This window comes from Exiguobacterium sp. s181, from assembly GCF_018617125.1.
GTDB lineage: Bacteria > Bacillota > Bacilli > Exiguobacteriales > Exiguobacteriaceae > Exiguobacterium > Exiguobacterium profundum.
Genome location: NZ_JACSJM010000004.1, coordinates 13,947 through 31,109 on the forward strand (window position 1 = coordinate 13,947; position 17,163 = coordinate 31,109).

17 protein-coding genes are annotated in these 17,163 nt (G+C 48.5%); 5 read left to right on the forward strand and 12 right to left on the reverse strand.

What is annotated here, in order from left to right; translation table 11 throughout:
* The first annotated feature begins 1 nt into the window (after position 1).
* A complete protein-coding gene (locus KNO70_RS13015) occupies positions 2 to 364 on the forward strand; it encodes a DUF779 domain-containing protein (RefSeq protein WP_214685609.1) in 363 nt (120 codons plus the stop codon).
* A gap of 119 nt (positions 365 to 483) precedes the next feature.
* Positions 484 to 1,209 carry a nuclease-related domain-containing protein gene (locus tag KNO70_RS13020; protein ID WP_078146388.1) on the forward strand — a complete coding sequence of 242 codons (726 nt, stop codon included), beginning with the start codon at positions 484 to 486 and terminating at the stop codon, positions 1,207 to 1,209.
* 40 nt (positions 1,210 to 1,249) lie between these two features.
* On the opposite strand, the gene KNO70_RS13025 is transcribed toward KNO70_RS13020, so the two are convergent.
* The 12 genes from KNO70_RS13025 to recX all read right to left on the reverse strand — a co-directional run bounded on the left by KNO70_RS13025 (position 1,250) and on the right by recX (position 14,185).
* Positions 1,250 to 2,320 carry an ABC transporter substrate-binding protein gene (locus KNO70_RS13025; protein WP_214689244.1) on the reverse strand — a complete coding sequence of 357 codons (1,071 nt, stop codon included), beginning with the start codon at positions 2,318 to 2,320 and terminating at the stop codon, positions 1,250 to 1,252.
* Complete coding sequence (locus tag KNO70_RS13030) at positions 2,317 to 3,111, reverse strand: ABC transporter permease (RefSeq protein ID WP_047795862.1); 795 nt, start codon at positions 3,109 to 3,111, stop codon at positions 2,317 to 2,319. Before KNO70_RS13030 ends, KNO70_RS13025 begins: the two co-directional genes overlap by 4 nt.
* Positions 3,108 to 3,929, reverse strand: a complete 822-nt coding sequence (locus KNO70_RS13035) for an ABC transporter permease (RefSeq protein WP_015880886.1) — start codon at positions 3,927 to 3,929, stop codon at positions 3,108 to 3,110. Before KNO70_RS13035 ends, KNO70_RS13030 begins: the two co-directional genes overlap by 4 nt.
* Positions 3,916 to 5,022, reverse strand: a complete 1,107-nt coding sequence (locus tag KNO70_RS13040; RefSeq protein WP_047795864.1) for an ABC transporter ATP-binding protein — start codon at positions 5,020 to 5,022, stop codon at positions 3,916 to 3,918. The genes KNO70_RS13035 and KNO70_RS13040 overlap by 14 nt, the downstream gene beginning before the upstream one ends.
* A gap of 21 nt (positions 5,023 to 5,043) precedes the next feature.
* Positions 5,044 to 5,583, reverse strand: coding sequence for a helix-turn-helix domain-containing protein (locus KNO70_RS13045; RefSeq protein WP_031421116.1), 540 nt, complete (start codon positions 5,581 to 5,583; stop codon positions 5,044 to 5,046).
* Positions 5,584 to 5,733: 150 nt separating this feature from the next.
* Entirely contained in the window at positions 5,734 to 6,003 is a 270-nt protein-coding gene (locus KNO70_RS13050) for a YfhJ family protein (RefSeq protein ID WP_078146385.1), read from the reverse strand.
* Complete coding sequence (locus KNO70_RS13055) at positions 6,000 to 6,314, reverse strand: YfhH family protein (protein WP_015880882.1); 315 nt, start codon at positions 6,312 to 6,314, stop codon at positions 6,000 to 6,002. Before KNO70_RS13055 ends, KNO70_RS13050 begins: the two co-directional genes overlap by 4 nt.
* 68 nt (positions 6,315 to 6,382) lie before the next feature.
* Positions 6,383 to 7,561, reverse strand: coding sequence for an RtcB family protein (locus tag KNO70_RS13060; RefSeq protein ID WP_078146384.1), 1,179 nt, complete (start codon positions 7,559 to 7,561; stop codon positions 6,383 to 6,385).
* 9 nt (positions 7,562 to 7,570) lie between these two features.
* The gene (locus tag KNO70_RS13065; RefSeq protein WP_078146383.1) at positions 7,571 to 9,616 is read right to left on the reverse strand and encodes an ABC transporter ATP-binding protein; all 2,046 of its coding nucleotides are present in this window, start codon (positions 9,614 to 9,616) and stop codon (positions 7,571 to 7,573) included.
* A 22-nt stretch (positions 9,617 to 9,638) separates the two neighbouring features.
* Complete coding sequence (locus tag KNO70_RS13070) at positions 9,639 to 11,363, reverse strand: ABC transporter ATP-binding protein (protein WP_078146382.1); 1,725 nt, start codon at positions 11,361 to 11,363, stop codon at positions 9,639 to 9,641.
* Positions 11,364 to 11,683: 320 nt separating this feature from the next.
* Entirely contained in the window at positions 11,684 to 13,324 is a 1,641-nt protein-coding gene (locus KNO70_RS13075) for an L-lactate permease (protein ID WP_214689239.1), read from the reverse strand.
* Between the two features lie 48 nt (positions 13,325 to 13,372).
* Positions 13,373 to 14,185, reverse strand: a complete 813-nt coding sequence (gene recX, locus KNO70_RS13080; protein WP_078146380.1) for a recombination regulator RecX — start codon at positions 14,183 to 14,185, stop codon at positions 13,373 to 13,375.
* A gap of 145 nt (positions 14,186 to 14,330) precedes the next feature.
* Here recX and KNO70_RS13085 point away from each other — a divergent pair, with 145 nt between their 5' ends.
* From KNO70_RS13085 to KNO70_RS13095, 3 genes are all read left to right on the forward strand, one after another.
* The gene (locus tag KNO70_RS13085) at positions 14,331 to 15,239 is read left to right on the forward strand and encodes a TIGR01777 family oxidoreductase (protein WP_078146379.1); all 909 of its coding nucleotides are present in this window, start codon (positions 14,331 to 14,333) and stop codon (positions 15,237 to 15,239) included.
* A gap of 12 nt (positions 15,240 to 15,251) precedes the next feature.
* Positions 15,252 to 16,406, forward strand: a complete 1,155-nt coding sequence (locus KNO70_RS13090) for an amidohydrolase (RefSeq protein ID WP_078146378.1) — start codon at positions 15,252 to 15,254, stop codon at positions 16,404 to 16,406.
* 177 nt (positions 16,407 to 16,583) lie between these two features.
* Positions 16,584 to 17,150, forward strand: coding sequence for a GNAT family N-acetyltransferase (locus KNO70_RS13095; RefSeq protein WP_078146377.1), 567 nt, complete (start codon positions 16,584 to 16,586; stop codon positions 17,148 to 17,150).
* Positions 17,151 to 17,163 lie beyond the last annotated feature (13 nt).

Sequence of the window (17,163 nt, forward strand, 5' to 3'; positions counted from 1 at the left end):
GATGGTGAGACGAGTCGAGGCCACCCCCGCCGCGCTCGAACTCATCGAACGTCTCAAATCGAAACACGGTCCCCTCCTCTTTCATCAGTCAGGAGGATGTTGTGACGGGAGTTCTCCCATGTGTTTCCCACGTGACGAGTTCATGGTGGGCGACCACGACGTTCTTCTCGGTGAAATCGGCGAGACGCCCTTCTATATCCATGAGAAACAGTATGATTATTGGAAACATACACAACTAATCATCGATGTGGTCGATGGTCGGGGTGGTATGTTTTCACTCGAAGGTGTCGAAGGGAAACGATTTTTAGGACGTTCTCGAGTCTTTACAAAAGAAGAGCGTGAGGCGCTGAAGCATGAAACCTAAGCAAAAGGACCCATTTCGATGGGTCCTTTATGATGTAGAAAACGATTATCCTCGATTGTAAAAAATATACATATGAATCATCTCGCTTCTTGTATAGTGGATACAAAGGGAGGGATTTGATGGCTTCACTACTAACAGAATTGTTCGAAGGTATTTTCGTCACCTTGATCAGCATATTCGCACCCATATTTCTCGTCCTCACACTCATCATCATCTATAAGGTCAAACGTTATCAAAACAGTCAATATTCTCAACAAACTCGACATTCTTACTTCAAAGTGGTTCAAGACACCGGTCTATTCGGAGAGTATCTATGTGTGGCGGAGATTGAGTCAAAGTTCTTTCAACCGTTGATTTTGACAAACCTGTATCTCCCCCATCCTTCTAAAAAAGATCGAACCACTGAGATCGATGTCATTCTGATCAACCAATCCGGGGTACATGTCATCGAATCTAAAAACTATAGCGGTTGGATATTCGGTCGGGCACGTGACCGATACTGGACACAGACACTCCCCCGCCGTAAAAAGCATCGTTTCTTCAATCCGATCAAACAAAATGAATTACATCTCAAAGCCATCGAGCAAGTGCTTGGAGTGGACCGAACCCATCTCCACTCATGGATTGTATTCAGCAATCGTTCGACGCTCAAACAAATCGAATCTGCCGAGGTCCCTGTGCTCAATCGCCAACAGTGGATCAAAGAGCTGATCACCTACCAAGATTTTATTTTCGATCTCGATGAGCAAGTCCGCCTGTACGAAATCTTACACTCCTTCACACAAGTCGACACGACTGTCACCTTGAAACATATCGAAGACATCAAATCGACAATCAAGCAGTAAACAAACATCCCCGTACTCAGATGAGCGCGGGGATGTTTCGTCATTTACTCTGCATTTTAAAGCGTAAATACAATTCGTTATAGTAAGCGTTCATGCGCTTCCCTAGGTTTTCATACACTTCAAGGTCCTGTGTCACTTCACGAGACGGGTAGAATCGTTCATCCGATGTGACTTCTTCATCCAAGAATTCGAGAGCCGCTTCGTTCGGTGTTGAGTATCCGACATAATCCGTGTTACGTGCCGCAATCTCAGCATCTAACATAAAGTCGATGAACTGATGTGCCCCGTCCACGTTTTTTGCCGTACTTGGGATGACGAGGTTATCAAACCAGAGATTCGTGCCTTCTTCCGGAATGACATACGTCAGTTCTTCGTTCTCATACATGATTTCTGACGCATCCCCGGACCAGACGACGGCTGCCGCTGCTTCACGGTTCGCCATCAGCATTTTGATTTCGTCTCCGACAATCGCTTTGATGTTCGGCCAAAGCGTCGTTAACTTTTCTTCCGCCTCAATCAACTCATCTTTATTCGTCGTGTTGAGGGAGTACCCAAGCGAGTTCAGGCCGAAGCCCATCACTTCACGTGTCCCGTCCGCAAGGAGAATGTCGTTCTCGAGCGGCATTTCCCAAAGATCGTTCCATGATGTGATCTCACCATCGACTAGTTCAGGATTGTAGACGATCCCGACCGTACCCCAGAAATAAGGGACCGAGTACTTGTTACCCGGGTCGAACGATTTATCGAGGAAACGCGGATCGATGTTATCAAAGTTTTCGAGTTTATCGTAATCGATCGGAAGAAGGAGGTTCTCCTCTCTCATCTTACTGATCGCATAATCGGATGGAACGGCGACATCAAAGGCCGTACCGCCTTGCTCAATTTTCGTAAGCATCGCTTCGTTCGAGTCGAACGTTTGATAAACGACCTTCAACCCGCTCTGCTCTTCGAACTCACCGATCAAGTCCTCATCGATATAATCTCCCCAGTTGTAGACGACCAGTGTGTTGTCGCCGCCGAATCCTTGCGCAGCATTCAGTTGCTGAATCCAAAGAAGGAGACCAAAGCTGACAATCAATGGCACAGCCAACATGATGACTAGTTTTTTCATCGTCTAACCTCCTTTGACCCTCGTTGCGCCAACACATAATATCCGATGACAAGTATGAGCGTGAAGAGGAACAGAATCGCAGACAACGCATTGATTTCAAGCGAGATACCTTGACGTGCCCGCGAATAGACTTCTACGGCGAGGGTCGTGAAGCCGTTCCCTGTCACGAAGAATGTGACAGCAAAGTCATCTAACGAATAGGTGAGTGCCGTGAAGAAACCGGCAAATACCCCTGGCGTGATATATGGCAGAATGACTTTCGTCAATACGTCCCACGTGCTGGCACCTAGGTCACGTGACGCATCAATCAACGTCGGACTCATCTCTTGAAGTTTTGGCAACACCAAGATGACGACAATCGGAACCGAGAAGGCGATGTGCGACAAGAGAACCGAATAAAAGCCTAACTGAATCCCTAGCATCGTGAAGAGGATCAAGAAGGAGGCCCCGATGATGACGTCCGGGCTCACGATCAAGACGTTGTTCAATGATAAGAGGGACGTCTTCGTATACTTTTGTTTCGCCGTATAGATGGCGAGTGCCCCGATGACACCGAGCACGGTCGAAATCGTCGCCGAGAGCAGCGCGATGACGATCGTATTCAAGACGATGACGAGAAGTCTCGTGTCCGTGAAGAGCGACTTGTACCATTCGAGGGTGAACCCTTCGAAGTTACTCATCGTTCCGCCACTGTTGAACGAGTAGAAGACCAAATATAGAATTGGCGCATACAAGATGAAGAACACGGCCGCCAAGTATAGATTTGATAATTTGAATCGTTTACGTTTCATCGACGAACCGCTCCTTTCGCACCCCAGTCACGTGTGACGACCATGACAAGAACCATCGCCAAGATGAGGAAGACGGCAATCGTCGAGCCCATCCCCCAGTTTTGCGTGACAAGGAATTGTTGTTCAATCGCTGTACCGAGTGTGATGACTCGGTTCCCGGCGATGAGTCGGGTGATCATGAAGAGCGATAATGCCGGAATAAAGACGATTTGAATCCCCGATTTGACACCGTCAAGCGTCAACGGGAAGATGACACGTCGGAATGTCGTCCAGTTCGATGCACCTAAATCACGGGATGCGTAGACGAGTGATGGCGGTAACTTCTCAATGGCGTTGTAAATCGGCAAAATCATGAACGGGATGAAGATGTATACAGAAACAAAGACGAAACTGAAATCGGTGAATAGAATCTGTTTCGTCCCAATACCGATGGCTTCTAAAAATTGATTCGTAATCCCGTACGTTCCAAAAATACCAAGGAACGCATACGCCTTTAACAACAAGTTAATCCATGACGGCAGCAAGATGAGCAAGAGCCAAAGCTGTTTATGCTTCGTCTTCGTCAACAAATATGCCGTCGGATACCCGACGAGTAACGAGAAGAACGTAATGAGAAACGCATACCAGAACGACGAGAGCGTCATCGACAAATACGTCGACGTGAAGAACGTCTGATAGTTTTCTAAACTCAAATTCCCATCGATATCAAAAAAGGAATAATAGACGACGAGGACGAGTGGTGCGATGACGAACAAGGCGATCCAAATCCAATAGGTCGTCAAATATACCGTCTTTGCGGTCTGATTAGTTTGATTCATGAGGGACCTCCTCGTAGGATTCGAGACGACGGTCAAATTCTTCTTCTGTTTCACCTAGTCGCATGACGTGAATCGCTTCTTCGTCAAACGTCAATCCGATTTTTGATCCGACGATTGATTTCTTCGTCGAGTGGACGAGCCATTCGTTTCCTTCTTGGTCATAACAGCAAATCTCGTAGTGGACACCTCGGAACAATTGAGAATCGACGTCGACAACGAGTTTCGCTGCATCGACCGATGTCATCTCTAAGTCTTCCGGACGAATGATGACCTCAACTTTTTCATTGCGGTCAAATCCTTGGTCGACACAGTCAAACGTTTTACCAGCAAACGTGACGACATTGTCTTCCGGCATGACACCCGGCACGATATTGGATTCACCGATAAAGTCTGCGACGAAACGGTTGATCGGTTCATCATAAATATCAGTCGGTGTCCCACTCTGAACAATTTTCCCGTTGTTCATGACGAAAATCTCATCCGACATGGCGAGCGCCTCTTCTTGGTCGTGTGTGACAAAAATGAAGGTGATGCCAAGACGTTGCTGTAACTCACGAAGTTCATATTGCATCTCCGTACGAAGTTTCAAGTCTAAGGCAGAAAGCGGTTCATCAAGGAGAATGACCTCCGGCTCATTTACGATTGCGCGGGCGATGGCGACACGTTGACGCTGTCCACCTGACATCTCATCGATTTCGCGCGAGCCGTATCCTTCTAAGTTAACAAACTTGAGAGCCTGCTCCACTTTCGCTTTCACATCTGCTTCTTTCAATTTTTTAATGCGGAGGCCGAATGCGACATTCTCAAATACGTTTAAATGAGGAAACAGCGCATAATCTTGGAACACGGTGTTCACTTGTCGTTTGTTGGCGGGCACATCGTTGATCCGCTTCCCGCTGAAGTGAATATCTCCTTCGGTCGCATCGGTAAATCCGGCGATGAGACGCAAAATCGTCGTCTTCCCACATCCCGATGGACCGAGAAGCGTATAAAACTTCCCACGCTCAATCTCAAAACTGATATCTTCAAGGACGACTGTGTCGTCGTAACGCTTTGACACGTGGTCAAAGCGAATAATTGTCTCTGCATTCATGCTGTTTCCTCCTCTGTTGACTTATAAATATGAATGGGTCGCGACGATGAGACATTCGCTCTCCCCGTCGTTGTCGTTGACGAGTTGATGCGAATCCGAGGCGACATAATAAAGGGTTTCCCCTGTCTTGGCAAAATATGTGTGGTTCCCTAATTTCAAGGCGATTTTGCCGGACAAGACGTATACGAGCGTCTCCGAACGCGAAGGCTCATATTGTTTGAACTCTCCATGTTTGAAAAATGTGACAAGGATGGGCTCCATCTCTTTTTCATTCGATTCCGGGATGAGCCATTCTGTCCGATATTTACGTTCTTCATCCGTATAGATGGTGCGATCGTCAACGGTATACACCACTTTTTGATTCAAGTCTTCATCGAAAAACTCTTTCGGGGAACTCCCGAGGACATTCAATAAATCAAATAACGTTTCTAGTGAGGGAGAGCTTAAATCCCGCTCGATTTGAGAAATATATCCTTTACTCAAATCGGTACGTTCCGCCAGCTCCTCTTGGGTCAATCCTTTTTTGATTCGGAGCCGCTTAATGTTTTGACCTACTTCCAACGACTGAACGCCTCCTTCGTGTTTAGTGAAACATGAGTTCAACTAAAGAAAGTTTATCTATACTATACTTTAAAACAAACTATTAGCGACCTTCATTATAACGAATTGTTGACGAATTGCAATAAAAAAATCACGCCCCAAGGACGTGACTCAGTGTAAGTTCCGTTCAGACATCAAATGCTTGAACTTTTCGTTTTTCGTTTGGAACAAATGGAGCTGTGCCCCATATGCATCAATCTGTTGAATGACGTATTGGAAAGCCTTTGCCTCTCCCGGATACGGTTCGCCCGCCTTGGCAAGTGAGGTCTCAAAATCTTCCCATAACACTTCGACCCACGTCACCGCTTCTGAATCGTTCAAGACGTCATTCTTCTCTTTTAAAATGACCGCGAGCCGTTCATATTGTTCGTTCCGGTTCATCGTTTCACCTCCGACAATTCTGAGAGCGGGATGGCCCGTTCTGTCATCTCACCTTCAAACGTCCCCCAGCCCATGACGCCGTTGACGAATTTCAAGCGAAACGGACGGTCATTGTAATTGACGACATATGTTTCACCTGGACGAAACGATGATGGGTCAATCAAATAGCTTTCGGCAATCGCAATCCGTCGAAGGACGACTTCAATTTCGCTGACCATGCCCATCTGTTCAGCCTTTCGTTTCCGTTCATGTAATGCTTGAATCTCTTGCTCTAACTCATATTTCGATAAGTCACTTAACCGCTTTTCCATATCGTTCACCTCGATGTAAGCGTATCAGATTTTACGAAAAAAGAAAAAGACGAGACTGAGTACGTGACTCAGTTCGCCTTGAAGTTGTAAAGTGGCTTGATGATTTGATCGATTTGAACGGCCGGTTCGATATAACGAACAATTTCTTTCATCGACTTATACACAAATGGTGATTCATCGATTGTCGATGGGCGAACTGATGTCGACCAGACACCTTCCATCGAACGTTTGAATTCTTTGAAATCGACGCGTTTCCGCGCGGCCGACCGAGACATGATCCGACCTGCGCCATGTGGACCCGAGAAGTTCCAGTCTGGATTCCCTTTCCCCGTACAGATGAGCGAACCGTCTCGCATGTTCATCGGAATGATGACTCGCTCTCCTTCTTGAGCGGAGATGGCCCCTTTTCGCAGGATCATCGCATCATGATCGATATAGTTATGGACGGTGTCGAATTGATCGACGATGTTCCAATTCATCGCTTCGACAATCACATCCGTCATCGCACGACGGTTCGCCGCCGCATATTGTTGAGCGATGCGCACGTCATGCATGTAATCGTCCATATCCGTCCCCTCCACATAAGCCAGGTCTCGAAATGGTTTACGTGACGCCCGCTCTGTTTCCAGATAAGCCGAGATTTCGTGTTGTCGACCTAAGGCTTTCAAACGCTCAATTTCTTCTTTTACATCATGTGTTTCCATCATGTGTTGAATCGCTCGCTCCTGATAGTGATCGGCAATCTGCACCCCAAGATGGCGCGAACCGGAATGAATGACGAGAAACGTACGTCCCGAGTCATCTCGGTTCACTTCAATAAAGTGGTTCCCCGAGCCGAGCGACCCGACCGAGCGCAAGGCTCGGTCGAGTTTATACGGCGCTCGCACCTCTTCTAGTGGAAGTTCAGATGCGTATGGGTGAACCTTCTCCCGAATGTTCATTCCACTCGGTACGAGTTCACGAATGAGGTCATCGAGTCGTTGAAAATCGATTCGCTTGGCTTTGATTTCCGTACAAAGCATCCCACACCCTAAATCGACACCGACCAGGTTTGGCACGACTTTGTCTTGAATCGTCATCGTCGTTCCAACGACCGACCCTTTCCCCGCATGCATGTCCGGCATGATCCGAATCGATGCCCCTTGTGTGAACGGTTGGTCGAGCAATGTTTCAATTTGATTCCGCGTCATATCATCGATTCGTTCGTTGAACACTTTGGCGCGGTTATATTTCCCCTTGATTTCCATGTGACCTCCTTAACTGATCGCTTGTTGTTTACTCTGTAATTCATGCATTCGGGCATAGACACCGCCATACTCGATGAGTGACTGGTGGTTGCCTCGCTCAATGATTCGACCGTGGTCGAGAACGAGAATCTGGTCCGCTTCCCGAATCGTTGAAAGTCGGTGCGCGATGACAAATGTCGTCCGACCGTACGTGAGTGTTTTGAGCGCATCCTGAATCAATGCCTCCGTCTCCGAGTCGACGCTCGCTGTCGCTTCATCGAGGACGAGGATGGCCGGGTCAAAGACGAGGGCGCGTGCGAAACTGATCAACTGTCGTTCTCCACTCGAGAGTGAAGCTCCACGCTCAATCACCGGTTCATCGATGCCTTGCGGTAGCTGCTTCACGAAACGGTCTGCCCCGACGGCTGTGAGTGCTTTCCATACCTGTTCGTCCGTAATCGTCTCATCGCCAAGCGTGACGTTCGTGCGAATCGTTCCAGTGAATAGGAACGGGTCTTGTAAGACGATCCCGAGATGGTCTCGTACCGCCTGCGTCGGTAGTTTTGTCACGTCCATGCCATCGATTCGGAGGACTCCGGCGGATGGGTCATAGAAACGCATGAGCAAGTTCATGATTGAACTCTTCCCGCTTCCCGTATGTCCAACGAGTGCGACCGTTTCACCAGGAGCGGCGTGTAGTTCAATCTGTTGCAACACCGGTTTCCCTGCTTCATAACTGAACGTGACATCATCAAAGACGACATCCCCTTTAAAGCGTGGAAGACGTTCCGATGAGACCGGTTCCCCTTTTTCGTCGAGCAGTTGGAACATCCGGTCGGCCGAGACGAGCGCTTGTTGGAGTGGTGACAATTGGTTCATGATTTGTGTCACTGGCTCAAAGATCCGCGAGACATAGTCGATATACGCGTACAGAATCCCAAGTGTCAGGACACTTCCCGTACCGAGCGTTTGGGCCCCGACAAACCAGATGAGTAAGGCGAGCGCCATGTTTCGGAAGAAGTTGACGAGGTTGTGGCTCATCAACGCATCCAATTTCAACAGTTTCCGTCTCGTTTGGAAGTTGTCGCTGTTCTTCTCATTGAACTCGTCATAAACGAGATTTTCGCGGACGTATGATTGAATGATTGGCATCGTTTGAATGCTCTCATTCAACTGCGCGTTCATATCCGCGACGAGTGCGCGGACACGGAAGTTATTTTTTGTCGAGAAACGTTGGAACAACTTAATCCAGACGATGACGACCGGGATGATAATGAGCGAGACGAGCCCTAGACGCACGTCTAGGAAGAACATCGCAATGAGTACCCCGATCATCATGACGACACTTTGGAAGACGCGAGCGAGCACTCCTAAATACAGGTCGCGTATCGTCTCTGTGTCATTCGTGACACGACTGACAATCTTCCCGATTGGTGTCTGGTCAAAATAGCGTACCGGAATCGTTTGAAGATGCTTCATCACGTCAAGACGCATAGTTTTGACGATTTTATGCGCCGATCGTTGTAGGAGCATCTGTTGTCCCCAGTTCAATCCGGCCGCAAATAGTAACAGGACGACGTACAATCCCGATAAGAGAAGGACAGCTCGTAAATCCGTCTGATAAAACTGGAACACGTCGGTCGACGAGAGCGAGACAATATTGTCATATGTCGCCGTTTCGTCCCCTCTTGAAATCGTCAGCACGTCGCCATCGACTTCACGGACGCCTCCGCTCATAATCGCCTCAGGTACGAGATAGTACCCATCGGTCGTTTGTACGATCGAGACCGGCTGAATCACCTCTTGGCCATCTAGTCTCGTTTCTTTCTCATACGAATCTCCATTAAAGGAAACACTACCGCCGGATTCGACTTGAACCCAGTCACGTTCGATGGCGACGATATGCTCATCGATAATGATTTTGGCGATATACGGCCCGGCAAGTTCTGCACCGACCGCTAAAAAGAGTAATGTCAGTCCGAGGAAGATGGAGCGCTTCACTTGCTTGGCATAACCAACGAGTGAGCGGATCGTTTTCTTCCGGCGGACCGGATCTAATTCATATTGATCGATCATGAGAGATTCCCCCTTTCCCGGATTACTCCGTCTCTCCTTGTCGAATAAATTGTTCATAGTACCAACCGTGTCGTTCCATCAGTTGGTCGTGGGTGCCGCGCTCGGTAACTCGTCCATCTTGAAGGACGAGAATTTGGTCAGCATGTGCCACCGCAGAAAGACGGTGCGCCACGATAAAGGTCGTCTTCGCCTCACGGCTCGTGCGGACCGAATCGATTATGCGTGATTCCGTCTTCGCATCGACTGCTGAGAGCGAATCGTCAAGAAGCAGAATCTCAGGATTTTTCAGTAAGGCGCGTGCAATCGACAATCGTTGCTTTTGTCCACCTGACAGCATGACCCCTTGCTCCCCAACGACGGTATCGAGACCGTTCTCCAAGTGTTCGATGTCTGTATCGAACGCCGCGAGATGAATGGCTCTGTCGAGTGCTTCATCCGAAACATCATCCACTCCGAAACGAATGTTATCACGCACCGTTTTTGAGAATAAGAGATGCTCTTGTGACACATAGCCGCTCCAGCCACGGACCGTTTCAAGTTTAATGTCCGAGATTGGCACCCCGTTCACGAGAAGGGAATCGTCAATCGGATACTCCCGGAGCAATTGACGTAACAACGTCGTCTTCCCAGCTCCAGTCGGTCCGACAATTCCAATCGTCTCACCACGCGAGACGTGCAGGACGATGTCCTCTAACGACTCCCGATTCGCGTTTGGATAACGGAATGAAAGCGATTTGAAGGTGATCTTCTCCGGTACATCGATGTGAACCGTTCCGGTTGATGAAACGTCCGGTACCTCATTCATCGTCGTCTCAATCCGTTCCAAGCTCGCCGTTCCTCGTTGGACGACGTTGATGAGTTCCCCGAAGGCATACATCGGCCAAATCAACATCCCTAAATAAATGTTGAAGGAAACGAGTTGACCGAGCGTGATGTCGTTCGTAAAGACGAGATACGTCCCGAACGAGAGTCCGATCAAATAACTGAGTCCGACGAGTAATTTGATGACCGGCTCAAACAAGACGTCGATTTTAGCGACATGCATGTTTTTCGCCATCACGTCATCCGTGATGTCGTCAAACTTTTTCGTATCCGCCTCTTCTTGAACGAAGGAACGAACGACCCGAAGACCGGAGATGGATTCAACGACTTGGTCGTTCATCACGCCGAACGAATCTTGGGCTGCCGTGAACCGTGTATGAATTTGACTCCCAAGTTTATTCATCGACCACGCGAGAATCGGCATCGGCAAGAGTGCTGCGAGCGTCAACTTCCAATCGATAAACACGCCCATAATCGTCAAGGCGATGAGCGTCATGTTGAACGAGTCGACTAATGTCATGACCCCAAATCCCGCTGTACGCTCCACCGCTTTTAAGTCATTCGTCGCAAGTGCCATCAAGTCACCCGTACGATGTTGTTGATAGAAGCGCGGTGTTTGTTTGAGAAGGTGACCAAAGAAGCGACCTCTCAATTTCTTTTCAAGTAAAAAGGCTGTCCCGAAGAGTCGGGCAATCCACAAGTATGACATCACGTACGATAACACCATGATGCCGAGTAGCGACGATACAATCAGAATCAATCGCTCTGTCGTCAAACTTCCTTCACGAATCGCATCGATTGCCTGACCGATAATCCAAGGTGGCAGCATATCTACAACCCCTGTGATGATCAATAAGATAATCGCAATCACGTACGTTCGTTTCTGTCTTTTAATAAACCAATCCAATTGCTTAATCAGTTTCATGACTGATTTCCCCCTTCCGCCCAATCCATCCGAACACGCAAAAAAGCGCACTCCACCTGATTGTGCAACCAATCAAATGAAGCGCGCTTGAAGTAGTCTTCAGTCTTTTGCATGGTCAGGGAAAGGACACTACCCCTATCCAGCTGCCAATGTCACGCAGTTAAATATGAGTAGCCATATGATGTTTTGAGTGTGTTTGTGAGTGCAATGTTGTTCATCGTTCTGGCTCCTCTCGTTTCATAGTTTTAAAATCTACTCAAACCTTAGCAAACTGTTCTGAAAATTGTCAACATTATTCTGTAAAAAAATTGTAACTTGATTTAGTTTAAGAAAAACATGCCTAAAATGAGACCAATGACCCCTGTGGCCGTCACGTAATAAATCATCGGCATGAGCGTGTAACGGATGATGGTCCCTTCCTTGCCGAGTAATCCAGCAACCGATGCGACCGCTACGACGTTCAGCACACAGATCATGTTCCCTGCGTTCGCCCCTGCCATCTGCATCGATAAAGCGAGCGTTTCATTGAGTCCAACCGACTCCGCAACGTTTGTCGTTAAACTTGAAAACATCATGTTCGAGAAGGTCGCCGACCCTGACACGAAGGCGCCGAGCGCCCCAATCCACGGTGCGACAAGCGGCCAAACCCCGCCGAACGTGTCAGCAGCTGCCGTCGCGAGTTCGACCGGCATCGAAGCGAGTCCGGCACCCCCATTTTCAGAATGGATGAATATGCGGACCATCGGAACCGACGCCGCTAACGTGATGGCCGTTCCGACGACTCCAAGTGTCGTCGCCTTAAACACCGATGTCACTTGTGACCAACTCATGTTGTGTAAGAAGAATGTCGCAATAATCGTCAGAATGAACATGAAACCTGGTGAATAGAACGGTTCCCAAGACGTCGAAACTCCTTCTACCCCGAGGATGTTCGGGAGATTGATCCGGACACTGCGAGAGAGTTCGTTTAAAAATGGTACGGTACGGGTGAGAACTAAGAAAATCGTCAAAATGAGATAAGGTGCCCACGCCTTCCACTGTGGTAATTCACGCGTGGTTGATTTGAGCGTCACTTTCTCAGTAGATGGTTCTAATTCATCCACATATCCATCAAACGTCCAGACACGTTTCGGCATGAGAATGCCTTTACGAGCCATAGCAACGAGGATGACGAGACCGGTTAAACCACCGAGCATGCCACCGAACTCAAACCCGAGGATGAGTGTCCAAATGTACGCCGGTACGCTGTACAACAGCGCCGCCACAATCGCGATCGGAAATACCTCGAGTGCAGGTTTTATCGACTTTTCCTTACTGAAGAAACGCGTCAACATCAAAATTAAAATGAACGGGATGAATAGTCCGACTACCATATCGATCAACACCGTCTGTAAGACGACCTCTGTCAAGAAGGCAATCGACTCAGGCTGGTTCACATCTAAAGATAGACCGTTCCCGATCCCGATAAGTGCCGGTGTCCCGACCGCACCAAATGTCACAGCCGACACGTCTGCGGATAATGCAATGACAACGGCGGCAATCGGCGGAAATCCGAGTGCGATCAAGAGCGGTGCTGCAACCGTTGCAGGCGTCCCGAATCCAGATGCGCCTTCAATAAATGAAACGAATAACCATCCGACAATCAAAACTTGAATACGCGGGTCAGGTGTGATGTTGACGAATCCGGAGCGAATCGCGTTCATCCCGCCCCCTTCTTTCATCGTATTCATCATTCCGATCGCCCCGTAGACAATCCATACTGTCGTGACGGCGATGACGAGTCCTTGTAATATCGCCGCCATAATTCGTGTCGCATCCAATTGCCAGACGAAAAACGCTAAAATTGCCGTCGTCACGAGTGACAAGGGCATGGCTACCGATGCAGGTAAACGCATAATGACCAATAAGATGAGCACGGCCACAATCGGTGTCAGTGCTGTAATCCATTCTAAAATCGTCAATATAGACCCACCTTTTCGTGTTTTCCCCTACCGTAAACAGATGTCCCATCACGATTCTTCTTCAGCGAGTCGATCTAACGTACGTTCAATCACATCATACGGAAATCCTTTGCGTCGAAGCTGCATCTTCATACGCTGTTTGCGCTCGAACGCATCGTACCCGCTGAACTTCCGACTCAACTTCTCAGCCTGTTTCAGACATGCCGCAACCTCGACATCTTCGTCCTCTTCTTCCCAAAAAGTTTGAATCGCCTCTGAAATAATATCAAAGGTAAACCCCCTTTGCATCAGGGTTTGTTGAATTCTTTGTTGCACTTCTGTGGCAGAACGACGATTCGTTTCCAGTTGTTTCCTTTTCACGAACTTTCCGGCCTTCTCGACGAGATCTTCGTGTGAGATTGATTCTAATACGGATTCAACAACGTCCGTTGGGATTCGGAGCTGTTCGAGCTCGCGTTTGATTTTGATCGGCCCACTTGGACTCGTGTTGAATTTCGTCTGGACATACGCTTTCGCGAACTCCTCATCGTTCAAATAGCGCTGCTCGATCAGTCGTGTGATGGCATGTTTGATAGCGGATTCACTTAACTCTTTCTTCACGAGATAGTCCCGTACCTCTGAGATGGCACGCATTCGATACGATAAATAATTGATGGCTAACTTATAGGCTTTCTGAATTTCTTCCGCCTCAAGGACGTCTTGCACAAAATCGTCTTCGAGCTCCATCCCTTTTGTGAGCCCATACTTGATGAACACATCGACATCGATAGCGAACGCGAACTCCTCTTTCCCTTCCCGTTCGATGAAGACGTTCAGTCGGTCTTGGTTCTTCTTCTGGGTCGTGAACTTTGCAATTTTCACAACGACTCCCCTCCATTCCATGTTTCTAACATATCACGTTCAAGAAACGTAGAGGATTTTTGATAAGTTAGAAGAAAGGGTATTCATCTGGATATACTGACTTATACCCATTTTAGAAACAACACATGATATCGGAGGGAATTTCATGAAAATCGCAATCACCGGTGGAACCGGGCTCATCGGTCAACCACTCGTTCGTGCACTGGCCGACGCCGGACATCAAGTCGTCGTGTTGACACGTCATCCACGTCCCCGCCATCGCGGTGTGTCGTTTATCGAATGGTTGACACCGAATAGTAAACCAGAAGAGGAACTCGAGGGAACAGATGCGTTCATCCATTTGGCCGGCGCCTCAATCAACGACGGACGATGGACCCACAAACAGAAACAAGCCATCCTTCAAAGTCGAATCGAAGGGACGAAGGAAGTCGTCCGGATCATTCAACAGTTGAAACAAAAGCCACAGGTCGTCATTAGCGGCTCGGCCATCGGCATATACGGTGAAGATCGTTCCATTACGTATTCCGAAGAAACCCCATTACCGACACGGACTAATTTCCTCGGGAATGTCTGCGTCCTCTGGGAACAGGAAGCAGAACCCATTCGTGATTTAGGCGTTCGTCTTGTGACGATGCGCACCGGCGTCGTCTTATCGAATGATGGCGGTGCCTTCCCTTTAATGAAACTCCCCTATCAATTCGGGGTCGGTGGTAAAATTGGTTCAGGCGAGCAATGGGTTCCTTGGATTCATTTAGACGACCTCGTCCGCTTGTTCGTGCACGTCATCGAGACCGATTCTATCGAAGGACCGGTCAACGGTACTGCACCTACACCGGTGACGATGAACGAGTTCGGGAAGACGATTGCGAACGTGATGCACCGTCCTCACTGGATCCCGGCACCTGCCCCAATGATGGAACTCGTCCTCGGTGAAAAGAGCGTCATCGTCCTAGAAGGAGCGAAAGTCGTTCCGACGAAGGCACTTCAACACGGTTTCGAGTTCCGCTATGAAACATTGGAACCGGCTCTAACACAACTACTACAAGATGCTTAAGGAGAATGAATTGTGAGTCACTTACTAATCCGAAATGCCCATATTTACCCAATCACTGCCCCCCATTTTTACGGAGACCTCCGTGTTCGGGACGGGAAAATCGTCGAAATGTCCGATTTGCTTGAACCGACTGACGGGGAGCATGTCATTGAAGCCGAAGGAAACTTTTTATTCCCCGGCTTCATCGATGCTCACACCCACCTCGGATTATATGACGAAGGAACCGGCTCTGTCGGGAACGACGCCAATGAAACGGTCGAAGCGATGACGCCTCATGCTCGTGCGATTGACGGGGTATACCCGCTTGACGAAGGATTTCAAGAAGCGCTGATGGCAGGCGTAACCGCCGTTCAGGTCATGCCAGGAAGTATGAACGTCATCGGTGGTGTGACCAGTGTCATCAAAACACACGGTCGCTATATTGACGACATGATCGTCCGTCGTTATGCCGGATTGAAGATGGCGCTCGGCGAAAACCCGAAACGGATTCATAGTATGGGGAAAACCGGTGATTTGACGCGGATGGGGATTATGGGGTTGCTTCGTGAAGCGTTCCGTACCGTCGGGTCGACCAAAACGATCGGAACGTTCGGCAGCCAGATGATTCAACTTGCCCTCGACCGAGAGATGCCGATTCGTGTGCATGCCCACCGCGCCGATGACATTTTATCTGTCGTTCGCTTTGCCCAAGAGTTCGATCTCGACTATCGCATCGAGCATTGTACAGAAGGTCATCTCGTCGTTGAAAAATTACAAGAACTCGGTGTGAAACATGTCACCGTCGGACCGACGTTTACTCGAAAATCTAAAATCGAGCTTCAGAACAAGACGTGGGAGACGTATCGCATTCTCCATGAGCACGGCATGATCGTCTCCATCACGACCGACCATCCGTACACACCGGTCCAATATTTGAACTTGTGCGCCGGACTTGCAGCACGTGAAGGACTGCCTGTCGACATCGCGTTACGCGGAATCACCATCAATCCGGCTGAATCACTAGGTGTCGCCGACCGAATCGGCTCTCTCGAAGTCGGAAAAGATGCCGATTTGGTGCTTTGGAGTCACTTCCCGCTCGACTACTTATCGAAGCCGATTATGACCATTGTGAACGGTGAAGTCGTGTACAAAACGGACCGTGCTGCAACCCATCATGAGGTCGAGTAATTTTCATTATTTTTCATAAGGGTTTTTACGCATAATTTACTTGCTTTTTTAAAAATACTATATAAAATTATCTTGTAACTTCATAAAGCAGCCAAGGCGGTTCGAACAGCGAAGCCAGAAGTATGCTTTCGTTACGACTATTCTTCAGCGGTCTGAAATAGGAGGAGGAATGTAAAGGTGCTCAAATTTCGTGAGCTCACCGACTGCGCGGAGTTGTTCGAACTGATGCAACACCCAGATGTCTTTCCGTATGTCCGTCAAAAGACGGTCCATTTTGACGAGTTTTTATTTAGCACGAAGCAAATCATCGAGCTAGAAGAGCAAGGAAATATCATCTCACGTACCATCACGAACGAGTATGGCACCCCGATTGGGACGATCAGCTTGTTCGATGTCGAATCCGGCTATGGATTCCTCGGCACGTGGCTTGGCAAGCCGTATCACGGCAAAGGTTATAATCAAGTGGCGAAAGAGGCGTTCTTCTCAGAACTGTTCTTCGAGCTTGATATTGAGAGCGTATTTTTAAAAATCCGTAAATCGAATGAACGATCGATTGCGGCAGCAAAGAAGCTCCCGTACGCGTTTTGCGCGAACGAGATCCGCTCTGAACTGCTCGCGGAGATCAACCAAGGTGACGTGGAGTATGTTTTATACGAGGTATCCAAGTCGAGCTTCCAATTGTACTTGCATGCCCTGCACGTCCCGGAATACGAAGTGCCATACGAGGCACAACTCGAAGCATGAGCCAATTCTGTCA

What these genes read in the sequence shown, in the direction of transcription:
- KNO70_RS13015 (WP_214685609.1), top strand. Translation starts at nt 2, where the DNA reads ATGGTGAGACGAGTCGAGGCCACCCCCGCCGCGCTCGAACTCATCGAA.
- KNO70_RS13020 (WP_078146388.1), top strand. Translation starts at nt 484, where the DNA reads ATGGCTTCACTACTAACAGAATTGTTCGAAGGTATTTTCGTCACCTTG.
- KNO70_RS13025 (WP_214689244.1), bottom strand. Translation starts at nt 2,320, where the DNA reads ATGAAAAAACTAGTCATCATGTTGGCTGTGCCATTGATTGTCAGCTTT.
- KNO70_RS13030 (WP_047795862.1), bottom strand. Translation starts at nt 3,111, where the DNA reads ATGAAACGTAAACGATTCAAATTATCAAATCTATACTTGGCGGCCGTG.
- KNO70_RS13035 (WP_015880886.1), bottom strand. Translation starts at nt 3,929, where the DNA reads ATGAATCAAACTAATCAGACCGCAAAGACGGTATATTTGACGACCTAT.
- KNO70_RS13040 (WP_047795864.1), bottom strand. Translation starts at nt 5,022, where the DNA reads ATGAATGCAGAGACAATTATTCGCTTTGACCACGTGTCAAAGCGTTAC.
- KNO70_RS13050 (WP_078146385.1), bottom strand. Translation starts at nt 6,003, where the DNA reads ATGAACCGGAACGAACAATATGAACGGCTCGCGGTCATTTTAAAAGAG.
- KNO70_RS13055 (WP_015880882.1), bottom strand. Translation starts at nt 6,314, where the DNA reads ATGGAAAAGCGGTTAAGTGACTTATCGAAATATGAGTTAGAGCAAGAG.
- KNO70_RS13060 (WP_078146384.1), bottom strand. Translation starts at nt 7,561, where the DNA reads ATGGAAATCAAGGGGAAATATAACCGCGCCAAAGTGTTCAACGAACGA.
- KNO70_RS13065 (WP_078146383.1), bottom strand. Translation starts at nt 9,616, where the DNA reads ATGATCGATCAATATGAATTAGATCCGGTCCGCCGGAAGAAAACGATC.
- KNO70_RS13070 (WP_078146382.1), bottom strand. Translation starts at nt 11,363, where the DNA reads ATGAAACTGATTAAGCAATTGGATTGGTTTATTAAAAGACAGAAACGA.
- KNO70_RS13085 (WP_078146379.1), top strand. Translation starts at nt 14,331, where the DNA reads ATGAAAATCGCAATCACCGGTGGAACCGGGCTCATCGGTCAACCACTC.